This is a genomic window from Achromobacter sp. 46006 (assembly GCF_059761975.1).
This window is the reverse complement of sequence record NZ_JCBANN010000035.1, coordinates 1-17,237: the sequence shown is the minus strand read 5'-3', so window position 1 is coordinate 17,237 and position 17,237 is coordinate 1. Positions and strand designations below refer to the sequence as shown.

The window sequence follows — 17,237 nt, the reverse complement described above, 5'->3', positions numbered from 1 at the left end:
CCTAACGCCCGCTCTTGGCCGAATCTGTTGAAAAACTCGATCTCCGCACGCCATCGCACCGAGATTTCCCCCCCTTCAGATCAGCACCAGATCAACGATCTCTGCCAGGACAAGGGGTGAAGCACACTCAAGGATGTAGCACAGCGCAATCTGAAAGAGTTTTTCAACAGATTCGGCCAAGAGCAGCCGTTCAGAGACTGATCTTTTCGCTCAGCTCGAATTGATTTTCCAAAGATTGTTCGAATTTTCCAAAGATTGTTCGAATTTTCCTAAACACCAACACGACTAACCCTCCCATGGAGGCACGTGATAAAGCGTTGGATTGGTAATCCCCCGTAAAAACGTTGTTGTGGGATCTGATTTTGATAGATAGAGATGTGAAATCGCCAGCGTCTGGGTCAGGTACAGGCGCCCACCATTGCGCACGCAGTCATAGAAGCAAAACTGACTAGACTCAGCGCCCATTGTTGCTGGGGGCCAGAAAGAGAATATCCGCTGCACTGGCCAGAGCCCGCTCTGCGACTCTCCCTCTCGAGACGGCTCCATCTACGGGCAAGGTCGATACCCACAGGGCGAACCTCAAACTCCGTGCTACGTTGTGCCAACAAGACCGGGTCACCAGTATGGGTGCAACACCACACTTCTTGTCCACGCAGGATGAAGGGGTGGCGGCCCTTTCGTGCGGCACCAATATCGATGCCTACGGCGGTCACCAACGAACCATCATGTGTCACCGTCGCTCCTTTAGCGCGTGGCTACACGTTACCCATGAAACCGATAAGATAGATTTGCATTCACCCGCTACCCGCTCAATGTCCATGGCTACGGAACGAATTCAGACACTACTATCGCGCACGGCATTGTTTTATGAGGTCGTCCTGCGCCATGTCGAATTACTCACGCCTGCTCCTGGTGGGCGCTTCGTTGTTGCCTTCCAGTCCGGCCTCCTGTCCCTAGAGCATGCACGCAGTGCCACGATGTTGTTCGAACAAGGACGGTTTGCTTCTGGCATTGCACTACTCAGGCCCCAGTTTGAGTGCCTCGTCCGCGGCATCTGGTTGCTCTATGCCGCAAATGACAACTGGATAGCCAAGTTCTCGGAACCGCTAACGGCGGAAAGCGCCAAGCAAGCCAATGAAGGGGTCGGGCTTGCTGACATGCTTAAAGCCTTGGAAACTGCTCCAAACGCACCTGCACCCATCGTTGCCCAGTTGCGTGAATTCAAAGATGTGAGCTGGAAAGCGATGAACAGCTACACGCACGGAGGAATTCATGCGCTGGCAAGAACGCTGTCGGGCTACCCAGAGCAGCTCATCTACGACATCATCCGCAACTCCAATGCCCTAACGGCCTTGTGCACACAACTCCAATCCATCCTCACCGGGATGCCAGAAAAAATGGAGCCCATCCAGCACATGCAACACTCGTTTTCGGACGTGTTGCCTATCATCGGCCAAGCGTGACGGCGGCTTCAAATTCAAACTGGGTGACCGAGCTCAACAGGTCCGTTGGAGTAGCTCCTCGAATGTTCAGCTTTCTCCCAGATCGACCAGGCAGTGAAACGGCCAAGACATCTGCGCCGAAGCGGCATCGGGGAATGGCTGCGTTACTCGGAGCCCCGTTTGAGTGCCGAAACGGATCGCGTGACTGCACAGGTGCTGGAGACATGGAATCCAAAAGCAAAGCCCACGCATTGCATGGGCCCAAGGAAAGTCATCGGAACGGCGCCCGCAAAATGCGATCTGCAAATTGCGCCTCACTTTGAGGCACCCCGCTCAACTGGACAGCGATGCTGAGTGACTCCAGTTCTGCTCCCAAGCCTCGCCCGTAATGTCACCCCGGCCGGACTTATCGTCGAATTCAGCGATAGGCCAGTTTATCAAACACGCGCTGAGCCGCAAAGTCAGCGACGCCCAATCTCAATTGTCTGCGCTACCACCTCACCCATCTGGTCAGCCAGTTTTTTCACACGGCTAACCAGAAGTTCGAGCATCCCATCTCGAAACCTAGCAAGGTACCTTTCACCACAGGACAGCGCCTGCATGACGCAAATCGTCCATCCAGGGGAGATGGATCTTTTAGTTAAAGAACTCTTTTAGTTAGGAGTAACGAGGACGGTGGCTGACTCTCGAAAACAGGCATGAATCACAAGGAGATTTTCCGAGTAGATCGAACAGCCCCGCTCGCCGGACGCAATCTGGCCCCCCAGCTTAGGCATTCTGCCCCCCCTCCGCCCCTTATCTCTGCTCGTAGGCATGCTGACCCGCGTCTGAACCAATCCGATCCCCCCGGCGGCATCTCTATTGCTACTCCCAGTCAAAAAAACCCGGATTTCCGTAGATCAGGCAAGCGGCATGGCCCCCCTTGCGAAGCTATACATACTCAATAAAACTCTTAGTGCGCGAGTCATGAGTAATCGACCCAATCAACCCCGGACGCAGGATATTTGGTTAACTCCAAACGTGAGGCCAGGAAATGTTCGGGCGGCGATCCCAAACGTTCTGGCTCGTTCAGCGATATTTGCAGGCCAGCCTGCGAATTTGAAGAATCGGCGAGCGTTCACTGAGAACTCACTCCTGCAATCGGTCCGCGGCTACCAAATCTTTCAGCAAGATGGCATGCAGTTAACCCAAGCTGAAGCGACCCTGTGGATGGAGCTGCTCAGAATTGCCTTCCTGGCCACCCACCAACCAAATGCACCTCGCATTCCCATTGACGCTTCTGCCAACGGCCTGCTGAAGCGGCTGGATAAGACCTGCGACAGAAAGAACCGTCAGGCCCTGCGGACGAGTTTGCAAGGCCTGGCCGCTGCGCGTGTGAGCGTCGTGCACGACAGCGGATTCAAATGGGAGAGCAACCTGATCAACCTTGATGAAGTCGTCAATGGGCCATCAACACGCATCGTTTTGAGCGTTGATACCAACCTGCTCTCTGCGTACACAGCAGGTTATACGCTCGTCAATTTGGATCAACGACGCAAGCTGAGAGATTCAGCGCTGGGGCTTTGGCTACACACCTTCTACTCGACACATAGAAATCCGCTACCGCTCGCCTCAGCCACACTGCAACGGCTTTCGGGGTGCGAAAACATGAGAGCTGCTGCCTGGGCGCAAAAGCTGAAACTCGCGTTGGAAGCTTTGACAGATGCCACTGGTTGGAAGTGCAGGTTTGATCTATCTAAGGGCACGATGATCCACGTTCAAAGGCCGGCCTTCGTTTCGAAACGAGACCGGCAAAGCCCTCTCGACGAAGAAATCTGATTCGTTAGCGCGTCGGCTGTGTTGCCCCGACCCGCGGGCCGATAACGCTGTCAACTAATCGAAGGCGAGCTCGCTACTTGCGCGGTAGACAGCTTTCAATTCCGAGATCAAAGCCCAAGCTGGTCTAGCTTGGGCTTTGATCATCGCCAAAAAGTCGATCAGGCGGCTTGCGCTGTCCGCGTTGAGACCGTGCCCCGTCGAGCAAACTCGACCCGGATTACGTTGCCGCATGTCGCGACGGCACCATGGTCGAGCATTTCGGACGAACCGTCGTAGGAATCGGAGGAAGGAGCGACGACGATGACATGTTTGCCCGACGAGGCTTCTGGCTCGGTACTCCCTCCACTGCGCGCAGCCTCCACAGCCCTCACCCTTGCGGCCAATTCGCTAGGCGAAGGGTTGTAATAGCGCATGGCCATCTGCAAGGTCTTCCAGCCCATGATCTTGGCCAGCTCCTGCGGCATCATGTGCGGAGCCAAGCGAGTCGCCGCTTCGTGACGAAGATCGTGAAAGTGCAAATCAAGCAAACCAGCAGCAACGCAGGCTGCCTTGAAATCGCAATCCAGCTTGCCGGTCTCGTGATAGCCCTTGATGACCTTCTCGGTCGAACGAGGAAGGCTCTGAAGGACGCGTACTGCCTCGAGATTCAAGCCCACTGACCGCTTGCTGCCATTGCGGGCCTTTGTCAGGTTCAAGACACCGCCTTTCAGATCAACCTGTGACCACTCGAGAGTCAGGAGCTCACCGGCACGCAAACCCGTGGCCAGCGAAAGTCGAATGCATGCTTCCAGCCAGACGGATTGCCGAACGCGCTTATCGCTGACTCCCGAGAGGAGCCGGGCCTCTTCATCCCCACGAAGCCGACGCTCACGACCCTCGGGCGCCGATGGCCGCCTCACATCCTTCAAGGGATTGTCGAGTGGCCAGTTCCACTCCTTCTTGCCAATCGTGTACAGGTGCGAGAGCAACGCCAGCTCGAGCCGCACCGTGTTGGCACTGCCTACTTGTGCGGTTCGCTCATTGCGGTACTTGGCAAAGTCAGAGGACTGAAGAGTGCTCAGCTCACGCTTGGCCAGCGGAAGCTTCTTCAGAAGTCGAATTCGATTGCGCTCGTTGCGCTGCCCACCTACGGCCTTGGTCGGGACGACTTCGTCCATGTAGCGGTCCAAAGCATCGCCGAGGGTCAGTTTCGCGACTGGGCGCAGGTCTCTGAATTTCCCCTCGTCCATTTGCCCTTCGTGCTTTCGCACCCACCGTTCGGCGTCGTCTTTGGTCAAGAACGTCTGGGTTTGCCGCGGGAAGCCTTTACGACGAATGTCTGCCTGATACTGGTACTCACCGCGCTTCTGAATGTTAGCCATGCTGCTTATCTCACAATTTGAGGATTGAGGTATAAGCGCCAACGCGGAAGGGCCCTTGCTTCGCGGGGCTCCGTTTCGCCGAAAACTACCAGCAAATGGAGGCAGAAATTTTTTCTGTAACAGCGCTCGAAGTTCGCTGCCAGAGTCCGCCAAAACACCGGAGTGCGTTAGAAGTGCGGTCAAAATTCCCAGAAAGCAAAAAGCCCACCGTTTCCGGTGGGCTAAGCGCTTGATACTACTAGAGAATTCTGGTGGGCTGTGAGTGGCTCGAACACTCGACCTACGGATTAAGAGTCCGCTGCTCTACCAACTGAGCTAACAGCCCTGCATGTTCATTCACGACTCGGGCATTTTCAACCTGGCTCTCGCCTGGGCTTCGATGCGTTTCGTTGCGTTTGATCAGCGAAGAAGCGAGATTATAGAGAGCTTTTTTTAAATGTGCAAGTCAGTGTTCCATCGCCCCCAAAAAAAGTCACCTACCCCGAGGGTCACGCCGCGTAGCCGCCATCCACCGCCAGGCTCGCGCCCGTCACGTAGCGGCCATCCGGCCCGGCCAGGAAGGCCACCATGCCGGCGATGTCGCGCGCTTCGCCGTAGTGCGGCAAGGACAGCACCGCCACCAACTCACCGGCGCGTTCGCCATTGGCCGGGTTCATGTCGGTATCGATCGGTCCCGGGTGCACCACGTTGGCCGTGATGCCGCGCTCGCCCAGGTCGCGCGCCAGGCCGCGGGTCATACCCAGCAGCGCGGACTTGCTGGCCGCGTACAGCGTCACGCCGGCGCGGCCCGCGCGCTCGGCCAGGCAACTGCCGATGTTGATGATGCGGCCGCCGCGCGGCATCGTGGCCTGCGCCGTCTGGATGGCGACGAAAGGCGCACGCACGTTGATGTTCATGGTGCGTTCGTAGTCATCCGGCGTCACCGCGTCCAGCGGACCGGCCAGGAAGATGCCGGCATTGTTCACCAGCACATCCACCGGCCCCAACTCGGCGATGGCCTGCTCCACCGCCTGGCGCACTTGCGCCGCGTCGGCCGAATCGGCCTGGATGGCGCGCGCGCGGCGGCCGCCGCCCTCGACCTCGCGCGCCAGCGCCAAGGCCGTGTCGCGCGACGCCTCGCTGACATAGGTGAAAGCGACGTCGGCGCCGTCCGCCGCCAGGCGCCGCACGATGGCGGCGCCGATACCGCGGCTGCCGCCGGTCACGAAAGCGACTTTTCCGTACAGATTCTGCATGGGTCGATCCTAAATTTGTAGTGATTAGTACAAATATATTCCGATGCTGGCCGGCGGACGTCAACCATTTTTTTATCGATCAACACAAAATATATCCCACGAGTAAAATCCAGGCCTTATGGCAGAACGTGGGCGCCCCCGGAACTTCGACCGAGCCCAGGCCTTGCGCAAGGCCATGGAAGTCTTCTGGTCGAAGGGATATGAAGGAGCATCGCTAACCGATCTGACGGCCGCGATGGGTATCAACTCGCCCAGCTTGTACGGCGCATTCGGCTCGAAAGAGGGACTATTCCGCGAAGCGGTGCAGCTCTACCGCGACACCGATGGCGCCGCCTCGCGGCAGGCGTTGGCCGCCGGCGCCACCGCTCGCGACGGCGTGTGCGGCATGCTGCTGGCGGCGGCCGAGCGCTTCACCGCCCCCGGGGCCCCGCCCGGCTGCCTGATCGTGCTGGGCGCGCCATCGGGCGCCGACAGCCACGACGGCGTCGGCATGTTCCTCGGCGACAACCGCCGCGAAATGCAAAGCCGCATCCTGGCGCGCCTGACCGCCGCCGCGGCCTCGGGTGAACTTCCCCCCGGCGCCGACCTGAAAGGGCTGGCGGCCTTCTACACCACCATCCTGCACGGCATGTCGATCCAGGCGCGCGACGGCGCCAGCCGCAAGACCCTGCAAGCCGTGGCGCGCCAGGCGATGCGCGCCTGGGACGCGCTCACCGGCGAAGCCCCTCCGCCCGGCCGCGCCAGTGCCTGACGGGGCAAGTCATGTTCCGCATCGACCTCCGGCGCCTGATCCTCTGGATCAGCCTGCTGTCGATCTTCCTGGTGCTGGCGGCGGGGCTGCACGCCAGCTATCTGGTGCAACGCGACCTGCTGCTGCACAACGCGCTGGAAAGCAATCGCGTCTATGCCGCCAAGCTGGCCGCCACCACCGAATACTTCCTGGGCGATCTGCGGCGTCACCTGGCCTACAGCGCCGACGTGCTGGCCGACATGGAAACCCAGCCCGGACTGATGAGGTCGGAGGCACGCCGCCAGGAGGAACAGCTCGGCCACTTCAACTCCAGCTTTGTCGTCTCGCCGCAGGGCAAAGTGCTGGCGGTATCGACCTCGTATCCGCAACTGCTCGGCCAGCAGATGACCAGCGATGCCGCCCGGCTCTCGCTGAGCAGCCACCGTCCGGTCATCAGCGAACCGTTCCGGGCCAGCAACGGCCGCTGGCTCATCCTGTACACCCACCCCATCTTCTCGCGCGACTATCGCTATCTCGGCTATATCGCCGGCACGCTGTATCTGCATGAAGACAATGTGCTCGACCGTCTGCTCGGGCAGCACTTCAACCGTGACGACTCCCTGCTCTACGTGCTGTCGCGCGACGGCACCCTGATCTATCACCCCGACCGCAGCCGCCTCGGCCATGCGAGCGCCGACAAGGACGCGCTGCGGGCCGCGCTACGCGGCGAGACCGGCGAATTGCGCTTCACCGATTCCACAGGCGCCGACATCCTGGCCGGCTATGCACCGGTGCCCAGCGCCGGCTGGACCATCATCGCGCAACGGCCGGTGGCCAGCACCCTGCTGCCGCTCAACGACCTGCTGATGGCCACCGCCCGCAATACGCTGCCGCTGCTGCTGCTCTCGATTGCGCTGCTCTGGCTGCTGTCGCGCTGGATCGCGCGGCCGCTCGGCGAACTGGCCGACATCGCCAGGCACATGCAGGACCCTGACTCGGCCGAACGCATCCGCAAGGTGCGCTCGTGGTACTTCGAGGCCACCCAGCTCAAGCGCGCGCTGCTGATGGGGCTGACATCGATCCAGCACAAGATACGGGACCTGCGCCGCGCGTCCACCACCGACACGCTCACCGGCCTGCTGAACCGCCGCGGCCTGAACGAAGCCATGGCGCTGTTGCAGGCGGCGGAGACACCGCTCGCCATCGTGGCGCTGGACATCGACCACTTCAAGGCGGTCAATGACCGCCATGGCCATGCCGCCGGCGATCAGGCCTTGCGGGCGCTGGCGACGCTGCTGACCGAAGGCTCGCGCCAGGGCGACACGGTGGCCCGCAGCGGCGGCGAGGAATTCATCGTACTGATGCCTGGCGCCCCCCAGGCGGCGGCGGTGGCCTCGGCCGAGCGCCTGCGCCGCAGGCTGGCGCGCCTGGGTACGGAAGCCGGCCTGCCGGCGCCCATCACCCTGTCGGCCGGCGTCGCCTGTTATCCGACCCACGGCGCCACGCTGGACGAGGTCATCCAGCGAGCCGACCGCGCGCTCTACTACGCCAAGAACCACGGCCGCAACATGGTCTGTGTCGCCGACGACCAGGCCGACGACGGCGCGCGCATGGCGCTGCCGCGCTGACGGCCCTACTTGCCCTTGGGCGCCGGCGCCTTGGGCGGCGAGCGCATCTGCTTGAGCAGCGTGCCGCAGGAATTATCGTCGCTGGTGCTCGGTGCGATCAGCGCCAGCAGGCCCGCCGCCGGCGTCAGAATCACCCCCAGCGCCACCATGCCCGCGCCGCGCGCCGCCAGCGGCCCCACGTGCACGCCCACGTCCGGCTTGCCGAAGGTGCCGCGCACATACAGCGGCGAGCGCAGCGAGAAGATGCGAAACCCCTTGCTATCCGGCGTGATATCCAGATCCAGCTTCTCGTTCTTGAAGTCGGCGCTGCCGGTGATGTTGATCAGCGCATTCTCGGTGTCGAACACGAACACGCGCGGCGTCATCAGGCCGCGCTTCATTTCCAGGTCCGCGGCGCCGCAATTGATCTTGACCTCGTCATCGCCGAACAGCTTGGAGACGACGTAGTTGCCCACGTTCAGGCCGGCGATCTCCATCAGGCTGCGGCTGATCACGCCATCGTTGACCAGCATCTTCACATCGCCGCTGGCCGACCCGAGCAGCGCGGCCACCGAATTGCCCGTGCCGGACAGCGCCAGGTCGCCATTCAGCTCGCCCAGGGTCTTCTGCATCGCCTCGGTGGCCGGGAACAGTTGCTTCAGGCGCAAGCGCCGCGCGTGCATCTCGACACGCCCGGTCAGCGCCGCATTGGCGCCGTCGAGCCGCACGGTCGCGGCCATGCTGCCGCCGGCCATGCCGAAGCGCAGCGGATCGAGCGTCAACTGGCCATCCTGCAGCACCAGATGCACCGACAGATCGGACAACGGCAGCTTGGCGTCATGCACGATGCGGCCGGCCTCCAGCGCCACATCGGCATCCATGTCGCGCCAGCGGTCGGTGCGGAACGCCTGCGTCGGCAACACCTTGCCGCCCGGTGGCTTGGCCGGCGCGTCCTTGGGCTTGTCCGAGGCCGGCGCCGGCTTGCCGGACTGCACCCCGATCAGCGGCCCCAGGTCGGCCATGCGCAACTGCTTGGAAGACAGCTTGCCGGTCAGCTTGGGCCGCGGCGCGGCCAAAGAAAACGACACGTCACCGTGCAGGTCGCTATTGCCCACGCGGCCATTGAAATCGCGATAGTCGAACACCGCGCCGCCGGCGTTGCGCAGCCTGGCCACCAGATGGCCGTCGGTGGCGTACGGCGGCGTGTCGGGCAGGGTCACGCCGGTCAGCGGATACAGTTGCGCCATCGACCCGCCCGACAGCTTCAGGCGCAGGTCCAGCGCGCCCAGGTTGACCGGGTCGGTCAGGGTGCCGGCCACGGCCGCCTTGGTGCCGCCGATCGTCACATCGGCCTGCACCGGAAAAGGCTGCCTGGCGTCCTGCAAGGCCAGCATGCCGCCAACCTTGCCCTCGCCTTTGGCGGGCAGGCCCTTGTACTTGCCGTCCACCTTCCATCCGAAGACATAATCGCGTGGCGACGCGGCGGCCGCATCCTCCGGCACGAAAGCCGCGCCCGCCACGTCGGCGAACGGCACCGGCTTGCCCAGCGGATCGACCAGCACGGTCAGATCGGCCTGCAGGATCGCATCGCTCAGGCCGATGCGGCCTTTGTCGAAGCCGATTTCATTGATATCCAGCACCCAGGGCGACGGCTCGCCGCTGTCGGGCAAGGTGAAGACCCAATTGGCGCGGCCATCGGCCAGGCGCTCCAGGTCGGCGGCCGGCTCCGTCAACTGGATCCGCCGGATCACCACCCGCTGACGCAGCAGCGGCAGCGGCGCCAGGCTGAACTCGCCGCGCTTGAGGGTCGCGAATTGCGGCGCCCTGGCCCACTCGGTGTTGCCAATGCTGATATCGTTGGCCACGATGTGCGGCCACGGCACCCAGGCGCGCCATCCGCCCTCGTCCGGTTCCCGCGACCACACGACGCTCAGGTCGCCGTTGATGGCGAAGGGCCGTCCGATGGCCGCGCTGACGCGCTCATTGATCATCGGCCTGGCGCGATTCCAGTCGAACGTGGCGATCGCCACTACCGCTACCGCCATCAGGAGGACCAGCCCACCCACGATCCCGCCCACGATTTTTGTTCTGCGCGTCATCGTTATCATCCTTGCCGTTGCCGCCGGCGCGCCGCTGCCCCGGCCCTATTTACCCTCAAGGGTAGCGCGCCGCGCCGGGCGGGTTAAGCTTGCCGGCCTCATAATGTGTACGGATTTTTCCGCGCCACAGAGAGACCGGTCGGCAAAAGTTACAAAGCGGGCCGGCCCGGCCAGGGGTTTCACCGGCCGGGAAGGCATGAGCCCTACCGAATTTTTGACGCCGGCCCTGTTCAAATGCGCGGGGCGATCGACCCGCCGCCGCCCCGCGCGCGCAACCGCAGTACTACCAGGAGGCCCGATGCGGCATTCAAGCTTGATCTTCGTGGTGGCAGCCTTTGCCCTGCTGACCCTCAGCCGCCTGGCCCTGGCCGCCTGGCAATGGCGCCGCGTGCGCGATGCCGGCGGACTGGCGCCCCTGCTGCTGGGCGGCCTGCGCATCGACGCCCACCAGATCGGCGTGCTGGCCGCGCTGCCGGCGGTACTGTCGCCCTGGTTCGGCCACCTGCCGCTCGCCGCCGCCGCGGCCGGCATCTGGTACCTGGTCGCCTTCATCCTGCTGGCGTTCCTGGAAGTCGCCACGCCGCCATTCATCCTGGAATACGACACCCGCCCCAACCGGCTGTTCGTCGAATACCTGAAGCACCCGCGCGAGGTGTCCGGCATGCTGTGGCGCGGCTACAAGGGCGCGCTGCTGGGCGGCTTCGGCGCCCTCGGCCTGATAGGTTGGGGCGCCTATGCGCTGTTCGGCCACGCCGTGCCCGACGCGCCGCTGGCCTGGTGGCAAATGCCGCTGGCCAGCCTGGCGATCCTGGCCGTGGTGATCCTGGCGATCCGCGGCACGCTCGGCCACCGCCCGATCAACCCCTCATCGGTCGCCTACAGTTCCGATGGCATGCTCAACACCCTGGCCCTGAACTCGCTGTACAACGTGTTCTATGCCGTCTACAGCATGAAAAACGAGAAGTCGGCCTCCGCCGTCTATGGCGACATGGACGACGACGACATGCACCGCCGCGTGCTGGCGCGGGCCGGCCTGCCCCACCCGCCGGCCGACGCGCGCCATCCCAGCCTGCATCGCCAGCCCGCCAGCCGCCAGACCGCGCGCCCGCTCAACCTGGTCATCATCCTCGAGGAAAGCCTGGGCGCCCAGTACAGCGCCAGCCTGGGCGGCATGGATCTCACCCCCGAGCTCGACGCCCTGGCGCGCGACGCCTGGACCTTCACCCGCGCCTATGCCACCGGCACGCGCTCGGTGCGCGGCCTGGAAGCCGTTGTGACCGGCTTCCTGCCGACGCCGGCCCAGGCGGTGCTGAAACTGCCGCGCTCGCAACGCGGCTTCTTCTCGCTGGCCGATCTGCTGGGGCGCCACGGCTATCACTCGCGCTTCATCTACGGCGGCGAATCGCACTTCGACAACATGAAGGGCTTCTTCCTGGGCAACGGCTTCAGGCAGATCGTCGACCGCCAGGACTTCGTCGACCCGGCTTTCGTGGGCACCTGGGGCGCGTCGGACGAAGACATGTTCAACCAGCTCGACCGGCTGCTGCGCGAAGACGGCGACCAGCCGACCTTCACGCTGGCCTTCAGCGTCTCGAACCACTCGCCCTGGGAATACCCCTCGGGACGCATCCAGACCGAGGGCAACCCGGCCACGGTGGAGAACACCGTGCGCTACGCCGACTGGGCCCTGGGCCGTTTCTTCGAGCGCGCCAAGGCCGCGCCCTATTGGGAAAACACGGTGTTCCTGATCGCCGCCGACCACGACTCGCGCGTGTTCGGCGCCAGCCTGGTGCCGGTGCGCCACTTCCATATCCCCGCCGTGATCCTCGGCGCCGGCATCGAACCGCGCCGCGACGACCGCCTGATCAGCCAGATCGACCTGGCGCCGACGCTGCTGTCGCTGATCGGCCTGGACACCGAACACCCGATGCTCGGCCACGACCTGACCCGCAGCACGCCGGGCCGCGCCATCATGCAGTACGACAACACCTATGGGTACCTGAAGGATAACGACCTGCTGGTGCTGGCGCCCAACAAGCCGCCGGTGCAGTACCGCTACACCGCGCCACAGGACTACGCCCCGGTGCCGCTGGATCCGGAACTGGCCAGCGAAGCGCTGGCCCACGCGCTGTGGCCCAGTTGGGCCTATCGCGAAGGCCGCTATTGCATCCCGGGCGCCGCCACCATGACGCCCGGCGCGGCGCGCTGACGCCCTACCCCGGCCGGCGGAAAGCCTTGCGCGCCTGCTCGCTCGAGCGGTGGCAATGGCAATCGGGATGGTGGTCGTTGACCATGCCCACCGACTGCATGAACGCATAGACGGTGGTCGGGCCCACGAACTTCCAGCCGAGTTTCTTGAGGGCCTTGGACAGGGCTTCGGATTGCGGCGAGGTTGACGCGCCGCGCGTCGACGGCTCCCCGGGCGGCGCTTCAAAACGCCAGAAGAACGCGCCCAGCGAACCTTCGCGCTCGATCATTTCAAGCGCCCGCCGGGCATTGTTGATGACGGCTTCGATCTTGCCGCGATGGCGCACGATGCCCGCGTCGGCCAGCAGCGCCTCGACCTGCCGTTCGCCAAAGCGCGCCACCCCGGCCGGGTCGAAACCGGCGAAACCGCGGCGGAAGGCCTCGCGCTTGTTCAGGATGGTGCGCCAGCTCAGGCCGGACTGGAACCCTTCCAGGCACAACTGCTCGAACAGCGCCCGGTCCTCGCCCTGCGGACGGCCCCATTCGGTATCGTGGTACGCCATGTACTCGGCGGACGTATCGACCCAGCGGCAACGGGCAAGGCCGTCGGGAAAGTCGGTGTTGGCAGTCATGGCAGGCATCCAGGCGGCGTTCGGGAGTCAGATGCTACCGCAGCAACGTCCCCGAAAAAAGACGTAGCGGCCCCAAGTCGAATCCAGCTACTATCACCAGCCCTGATCCCGCGCCGGCCCTGTCCTCGCGCATCCCGGGTCGGCCAGGCGGGCTTGCGGCATGCAAGCCCGTTTTGCGTCACGCCGGGGCCGGACAGGCCTTCGGATCCACCGCCATGTCCCAGCTCGAGACAGTCGCCCTGACCCTGGTATCGCCCGCCCTGCTGGCCGGCGACAACAACCCAGCCGCCAATCCCTGCCTGGACTGCGGCGCCTGTTGCTCGCATTTCCGGGTGTCGTTCTATGTCGGGGAACTGGCTGGAGAAAACGGCGGCCAGGTGCCGCTCGACCTGGTCGCCCAGATCAGCCCGCTGCGGGCCTGCATGAAAGGCACCGAGATGGGGGGCGGCCGCTGCATCGCCCTGCGCGGCCAACTGGGCCGGCCGGGCATCCATTGCGCCATCTACGAAAACCGGCCCACGCCATGCCGCGAGTTCGATATCTGGCAACCCGACGGTTCGCCCAATCCGGATTGCCAACGGCTGCGGCTGGCGCTCGGGCTGGCCCCGGTGCCACCGCGGCCGGATGCGGAAAACGACCCGCAGGGCCCCTCGCATCCCAACCAGCCCGACCAGCCCGCCGCCGCCTGATGCGGCGCCGCGCCTAGCGCGCGGCGACCAGCAGGCCCTCGGCCCGCGCTGGCGCCTGGTCGACGCGGCAGCCGCCGACCTGGCCGGCGCGCCGCCGCACTCGCACGATGCCCGGGTCCTTGCCCAGGAAACTCAACACGTTCTGCATGACGCGCTCGCGCTCATGGTCGACACAGATCATGTGATAGCTGTCGCGCAACAGCACCACCGACGCGCCGGGAATCCGCGCCCCCAGCAACCGCGCCGAACGCGGGCTGGTCAGTTCGTCCTCGACCGCGTGCATCACCAGTACCGGGCAACGCATGTGTTCGAGCCCGCGCTTGACCATGCGGCGCAGCCGGTCGACCTGGCGCACGCAGGCCAGCGGCACCCATTGGTAATGGAAGCCATCGCCGCGCGCGAAACCGGCCTTGATGAAGGCCCGCACCAGCTCGCTCTTGACGCCGTAGGGGTCCTCTTCCTCCACACGGATGCGGCGCGGCACACCCGGCAGGTGGTACAGCAGGTAGCGCAAGGCCCGGTACCAGGGCGTGCTCCAGCCATCCAGGAACACCGGCGCCGACAGCGACACCAGGGCGCCGCGGGTGTGCGACTCGCGCTTGCACAGTTCCACCGCCAGCAACGCGCCCAGGCACATGCCGATGACGTGCACGACTTCGTACTGCGCGCACAGCTCGTGGTAGCGGCGGGTGACCACCGCCATCCAGTCCTCGACCCGCACGTCCAGCAGATCTTCGGGGCGGCCGGCATGGCCCGGCAGCGTTACGCCATGGGTGTCCACGCCGGCGCGGGCCAGTACCCGGTGCAGCGAGCCCATGTCGAATTCGGTGCCGCCCAGCCCGTGGATCAGCAACGCGGCGGTGCGCGGCGGCGTGGAAAGGAATGGTTGGCAATTCATGAAACACCCTTGATGCGTGGCGGGAGGAACGGCAAGCCCTGTCCTACCCTGGCGCCATGGTAGGCAAGGGGCGCGCGGCAAGATCCGCAAATCTGTCGGGAAAACGTGAAGATCGGTAAAGGCTGGCGGCCGGCGGCGCGGCCGTGGCGGATAGCTACTCGCGGCCGGCCAGGTAGCGCGTGGGCGTCATGCCGAAGGCAGCGCGGAAACTGCCGATGAAGGCGCTGGTGCTTTCGTAGCCCACCGACAGCGCCGCCTCGGTCACCGAGCCTCCCCGGCACAGCATTTCCAGCGCCCGCAGCAGCCGCGCCTGCTGGCGCCACTGCCCCAGCGTGACACCGGTTTCCTGGCGGAAGCGGCGCATCAGGGTGCGCGACGACATGTTCAGGCGCTGCGCCCAGGCGTCGATGCCCGATGGATCGTCGGGCCGGCCCAACAGCGAATTGGCCAGATCCTGCAGGCGCGGGTCGCGCGGCATCGGCAGCGGCAGCGGGACGTGGTCGCGCTGCGCGAGCTCGGCCAGCAGCACGTCGAACAACTGCGCCAGGTAGGCCTCGGAAAGCTCCCCGGCCGGGCTGGCGGTGAACCGCTCGACCAAGGCGTCGATCAGGCGCGACGACGGCCACGACCGGCAATGGTCCGGCAAGCGCGCGCAGGCGTCGGCCCGCACATACAGTAACGAACCGCGCGCCTCGCCGAACCAGCGGGCCGCATGCTGCACGCCGGGGGGGATCCAGCCCAGGCTGCCCGGCAGCACCGTCCAGACCTGGTTGCCCACCTGCACCAGCACCAGGCCGGCGTGCACCAGCACCAGCATGCCCTCGTCATGGGCATGGTCAGGCACGCTGACGCCTTTGGACGTCCGCGGATGCTGGACGCTGAAGGGTGTCAGCAGGACGTCGGGGAGGGCGTGGTGGACCACGACCAGGTCGGACATGGTTGGCAGATTTGAGCTACAGGTTGACGGGTTCGCGTTAGCGGGCGTGCTTGAAAATGTACATCATTCTCATCATTCGGGCATCGCCCCGGCATGGAGAATCATCATGGACCATACCCGCTTGCGCGGGGCCGGCATCAAAGCCACCTTCCCGCGCCTGAAGATCCTCGACATCTTCCACCAGCACTCGGACCAGCACCTGAGCGCCGCGGATATCTACCGCAGCCTCATCTCGGAACACAGCCGCATCGGCCTGGCCACGGTCTATCGCGTCATCACGCAACTCGAGGATGCCGGCCTGCTCAAACGGACCCAGCTCGACTCGCACTCCACTGTGTATGAGCTGAATGACAAGGGACACCACGACCACCTGGTATGCCGCCACTGCGGCCGGATCCAGGAATCCAGCGACACCGCCATGGCGCAACGCATTCGCAAGATCGCCCGGGACAGCGGCTTCGCGCTGGAGTCCTACAGCCTGGTGCTTTACGGCGGCTGCGGCTGCCGCGAGAACGCGCCCCCCCTTCCATCGGAGAATTCGAATGAACCGCAACCAGTTTTTCTTCCACGACCTGTCCCAGTTCCCCATCGTCACCGCCCGCCACGGCAGCGCGCCGGCCGGCTACGCCGCCAGTTGGATCCGCGAAATGGAAATGCTGGTGGACAACCCGCAGACCTTCGTCATGGTGGTGCCGGACATGCGCCAGGAAGCCAGCCATGACGACCGCAAGGCCATGATCGAATGGCAAACCAGCAACATGCCGCGCCTGAAGGCCCGTTGCCGCGCGTTCATCGCGATCGAACGCGATAGCGCCGCGCTCGACAAGATCCGCAAGCGCGGCGAGAAGATGGCGCGCGCTTTCGGCATGCCGTTCCTGGCGGTGGCCACGCCCGGCGAAGCGGTGCAATGCGCGCGAGAACTGCTGGGCCAGGCCGGCCCAGGCGGCTTCGTGGTCGACTGAAACGGCCCGCCGCTTCGGCCTTTCCAGGCGCGCCTTCGGGCGCGCTTTTTTTTGCGGCGCGGCCAGGCCGCCCGGCCGCAATCCCCGGCCTGCGGTGTTATTGCCGAAATTAGAATGCAATATTGAGAAATTTGCGATTGTGGCAAAAGGTGTTGCTGGACTAAATTCCACGTCTGGCCCATCGCCTGTCCCGCAGGCTCCCGGGACCGGTATTGCGGCGCGCCGGCGCCCTCCGGAAGGCGCTCCCATCCCGCCCGCGGCGCAACCCGCGCTCGCTTCCGTGGTCCGACACTGTTGGCCGCGGCGTCCACCAGACGCCACGGCGCGCGGCCGCACCAACCGGCCGCCACCTCCCGCGCTGTCTGTCGCGATTGCCCGCCGCCCGGACCCGACACTGCGATTTACGGCATTCATACCGATGAAGCGATTCCAATTCGACAGCACCGCGCTTCGTTACTTTCTCACCGTCGTCGACACCGGATCCGTCAATGGCGCCGCCGCGCGCCTGAATGTCGTCAGTTCCGCCGTCAGCCGGCAGATCGCCGGCCTGGAGCAGCGCCTGCAGAATCAACTGTTCGAACGCCACCCCAAGGGCATGCGGGTCACCGAAGTCGGCCGCATCCTGGCCGACCATGCGCGC

At 64.4% G+C, this 17,237-nt stretch carries 14 protein-coding genes, 1 tRNA gene and 1 pseudogene; 9 read left to right on the top strand and 7 right to left on the bottom strand.

Features of this window, described 5'->3' with window-relative positions:
* Positions 1 to 644: 644 nt before the first annotated feature.
* Complete coding sequence (locus tag AC6LKG_RS17010) at positions 645 to 1,463, top strand: DUF6988 family protein (RefSeq protein WP_498166129.1); 819 nt, start codon at positions 645 to 647, stop codon at positions 1,461 to 1,463.
* Between the two features lie 891 nt (positions 1,464 to 2,354).
* Complete coding sequence (gene trfA, locus AC6LKG_RS17005; RefSeq protein WP_498166128.1) at positions 2,355 to 3,260, top strand: plasmid replication initiator TrfA; 906 nt, start codon at positions 2,355 to 2,357, stop codon at positions 3,258 to 3,260.
* A gap of 158 nt (positions 3,261 to 3,418) precedes the next feature.
* Here trfA and AC6LKG_RS17000 read toward each other — a convergent pair whose 3' ends face one another.
* The 3 genes from AC6LKG_RS17000 to AC6LKG_RS16990 form a co-directional block, all read right to left on the bottom strand.
* Positions 3,419 to 4,621, bottom strand: coding sequence for a tyrosine-type recombinase/integrase (locus tag AC6LKG_RS17000; protein WP_498166126.1), 1,203 nt, complete (start codon positions 4,619 to 4,621; stop codon positions 3,419 to 3,421).
* Positions 4,622 to 4,870: 249 nt separating this feature from the next.
* A tRNA-Lys gene (locus AC6LKG_RS16995) sits at positions 4,871 to 4,946 on the bottom strand.
* Positions 4,947 to 5,109: 163 nt separating this feature from the next.
* The gene (locus AC6LKG_RS16990) at positions 5,110 to 5,856 is read right to left on the bottom strand and encodes a 3-oxoacyl-ACP reductase family protein (protein WP_498166124.1); all 747 of its coding nucleotides are present in this window, start codon (positions 5,854 to 5,856) and stop codon (positions 5,110 to 5,112) included.
* A 118-nt stretch (positions 5,857 to 5,974) separates the two neighbouring features.
* Here AC6LKG_RS16990 and AC6LKG_RS16985 point away from each other — a divergent pair, with 118 nt between their 5' ends.
* The gene (locus AC6LKG_RS16985) at positions 5,975 to 6,607 is read left to right on the top strand and encodes a TetR/AcrR family transcriptional regulator (protein ID WP_498166123.1); all 633 of its coding nucleotides are present in this window, start codon (positions 5,975 to 5,977) and stop codon (positions 6,605 to 6,607) included.
* Positions 6,608 to 6,618: 11 nt separating this feature from the next.
* Positions 6,619 to 8,214 (top strand): GGDEF domain-containing protein, encoded by a 1,596-nt coding sequence (locus tag AC6LKG_RS16980; protein WP_498166121.1) that lies wholly within the window; start codon positions 6,619 to 6,621, stop codon positions 8,212 to 8,214.
* Between the two features lie 5 nt (positions 8,215 to 8,219).
* Here AC6LKG_RS16980 and AC6LKG_RS16975 read toward each other — a convergent pair whose 3' ends face one another.
* Entirely contained in the window at positions 8,220 to 10,292 is a 2,073-nt protein-coding gene (locus AC6LKG_RS16975) for an AsmA family protein (RefSeq protein ID WP_498166119.1), read from the bottom strand.
* 298 nt (positions 10,293 to 10,590) lie between these two features.
* Between AC6LKG_RS16975 and AC6LKG_RS16970 the strand changes: the two genes are divergently transcribed.
* A complete protein-coding gene (locus AC6LKG_RS16970) occupies positions 10,591 to 12,501 on the top strand; it encodes an LTA synthase family protein (RefSeq protein ID WP_498166117.1) in 1,911 nt (636 codons plus the stop codon).
* A 4-nt stretch (positions 12,502 to 12,505) separates the two neighbouring features.
* On the opposite strand, the gene AC6LKG_RS16965 is transcribed toward AC6LKG_RS16970, so the two are convergent.
* Entirely contained in the window at positions 12,506 to 13,111 is a 606-nt protein-coding gene (locus AC6LKG_RS16965; protein ID WP_498166115.1) for a DNA-3-methyladenine glycosylase I, read from the bottom strand.
* 215 nt (positions 13,112 to 13,326) lie between these two features.
* Between AC6LKG_RS16965 and AC6LKG_RS16960 the strand changes: the two genes are divergently transcribed.
* Positions 13,327 to 13,800, top strand: a complete 474-nt coding sequence (locus AC6LKG_RS16960) for a YkgJ family cysteine cluster protein (protein ID WP_498166113.1) — start codon at positions 13,327 to 13,329, stop codon at positions 13,798 to 13,800.
* A gap of 13 nt (positions 13,801 to 13,813) precedes the next feature.
* Here the strand turns inward: AC6LKG_RS16960 and AC6LKG_RS16955 are convergent, their stop codons facing one another.
* Both AC6LKG_RS16955 and AC6LKG_RS16950 read right to left on the bottom strand, forming a co-directional pair.
* Complete coding sequence (locus AC6LKG_RS16955) at positions 13,814 to 14,698, bottom strand: alpha/beta hydrolase (protein ID WP_498166111.1); 885 nt, start codon at positions 14,696 to 14,698, stop codon at positions 13,814 to 13,816.
* 154 nt (positions 14,699 to 14,852) lie between these two features.
* On the bottom strand, positions 14,853 to 15,635 hold the full coding sequence (locus AC6LKG_RS16950; protein ID WP_498166110.1) for a helix-turn-helix domain-containing protein: 783 nt from the start codon (positions 15,633 to 15,635) through the stop codon (positions 14,853 to 14,855).
* Between the two features lie 106 nt (positions 15,636 to 15,741).
* On the opposite strand from AC6LKG_RS16950, the pseudogene AC6LKG_RS16945 reads away from it, so the two are divergent.
* The 3 genes and pseudogenes from AC6LKG_RS16945 to AC6LKG_RS16935 all read left to right on the top strand — a co-directional run.
* Positions 15,742 to 16,181: pseudogene (locus AC6LKG_RS16945) on the top strand (Fur family transcriptional regulator).
* Entirely contained in the window at positions 16,178 to 16,597 is a 420-nt protein-coding gene (locus AC6LKG_RS16940; RefSeq protein ID WP_498166108.1) for a hypothetical protein, read from the top strand. The pseudogene AC6LKG_RS16945 and the gene AC6LKG_RS16940 overlap by 4 nt, the downstream one beginning before the upstream one ends.
* Positions 16,598 to 17,015: 418 nt before the next feature.
* Positions 17,016 to 17,237 (top strand): LysR family transcriptional regulator (locus AC6LKG_RS16935; RefSeq protein WP_498166107.1); only part of this gene is annotated, 222 nt, incomplete at its 3' end.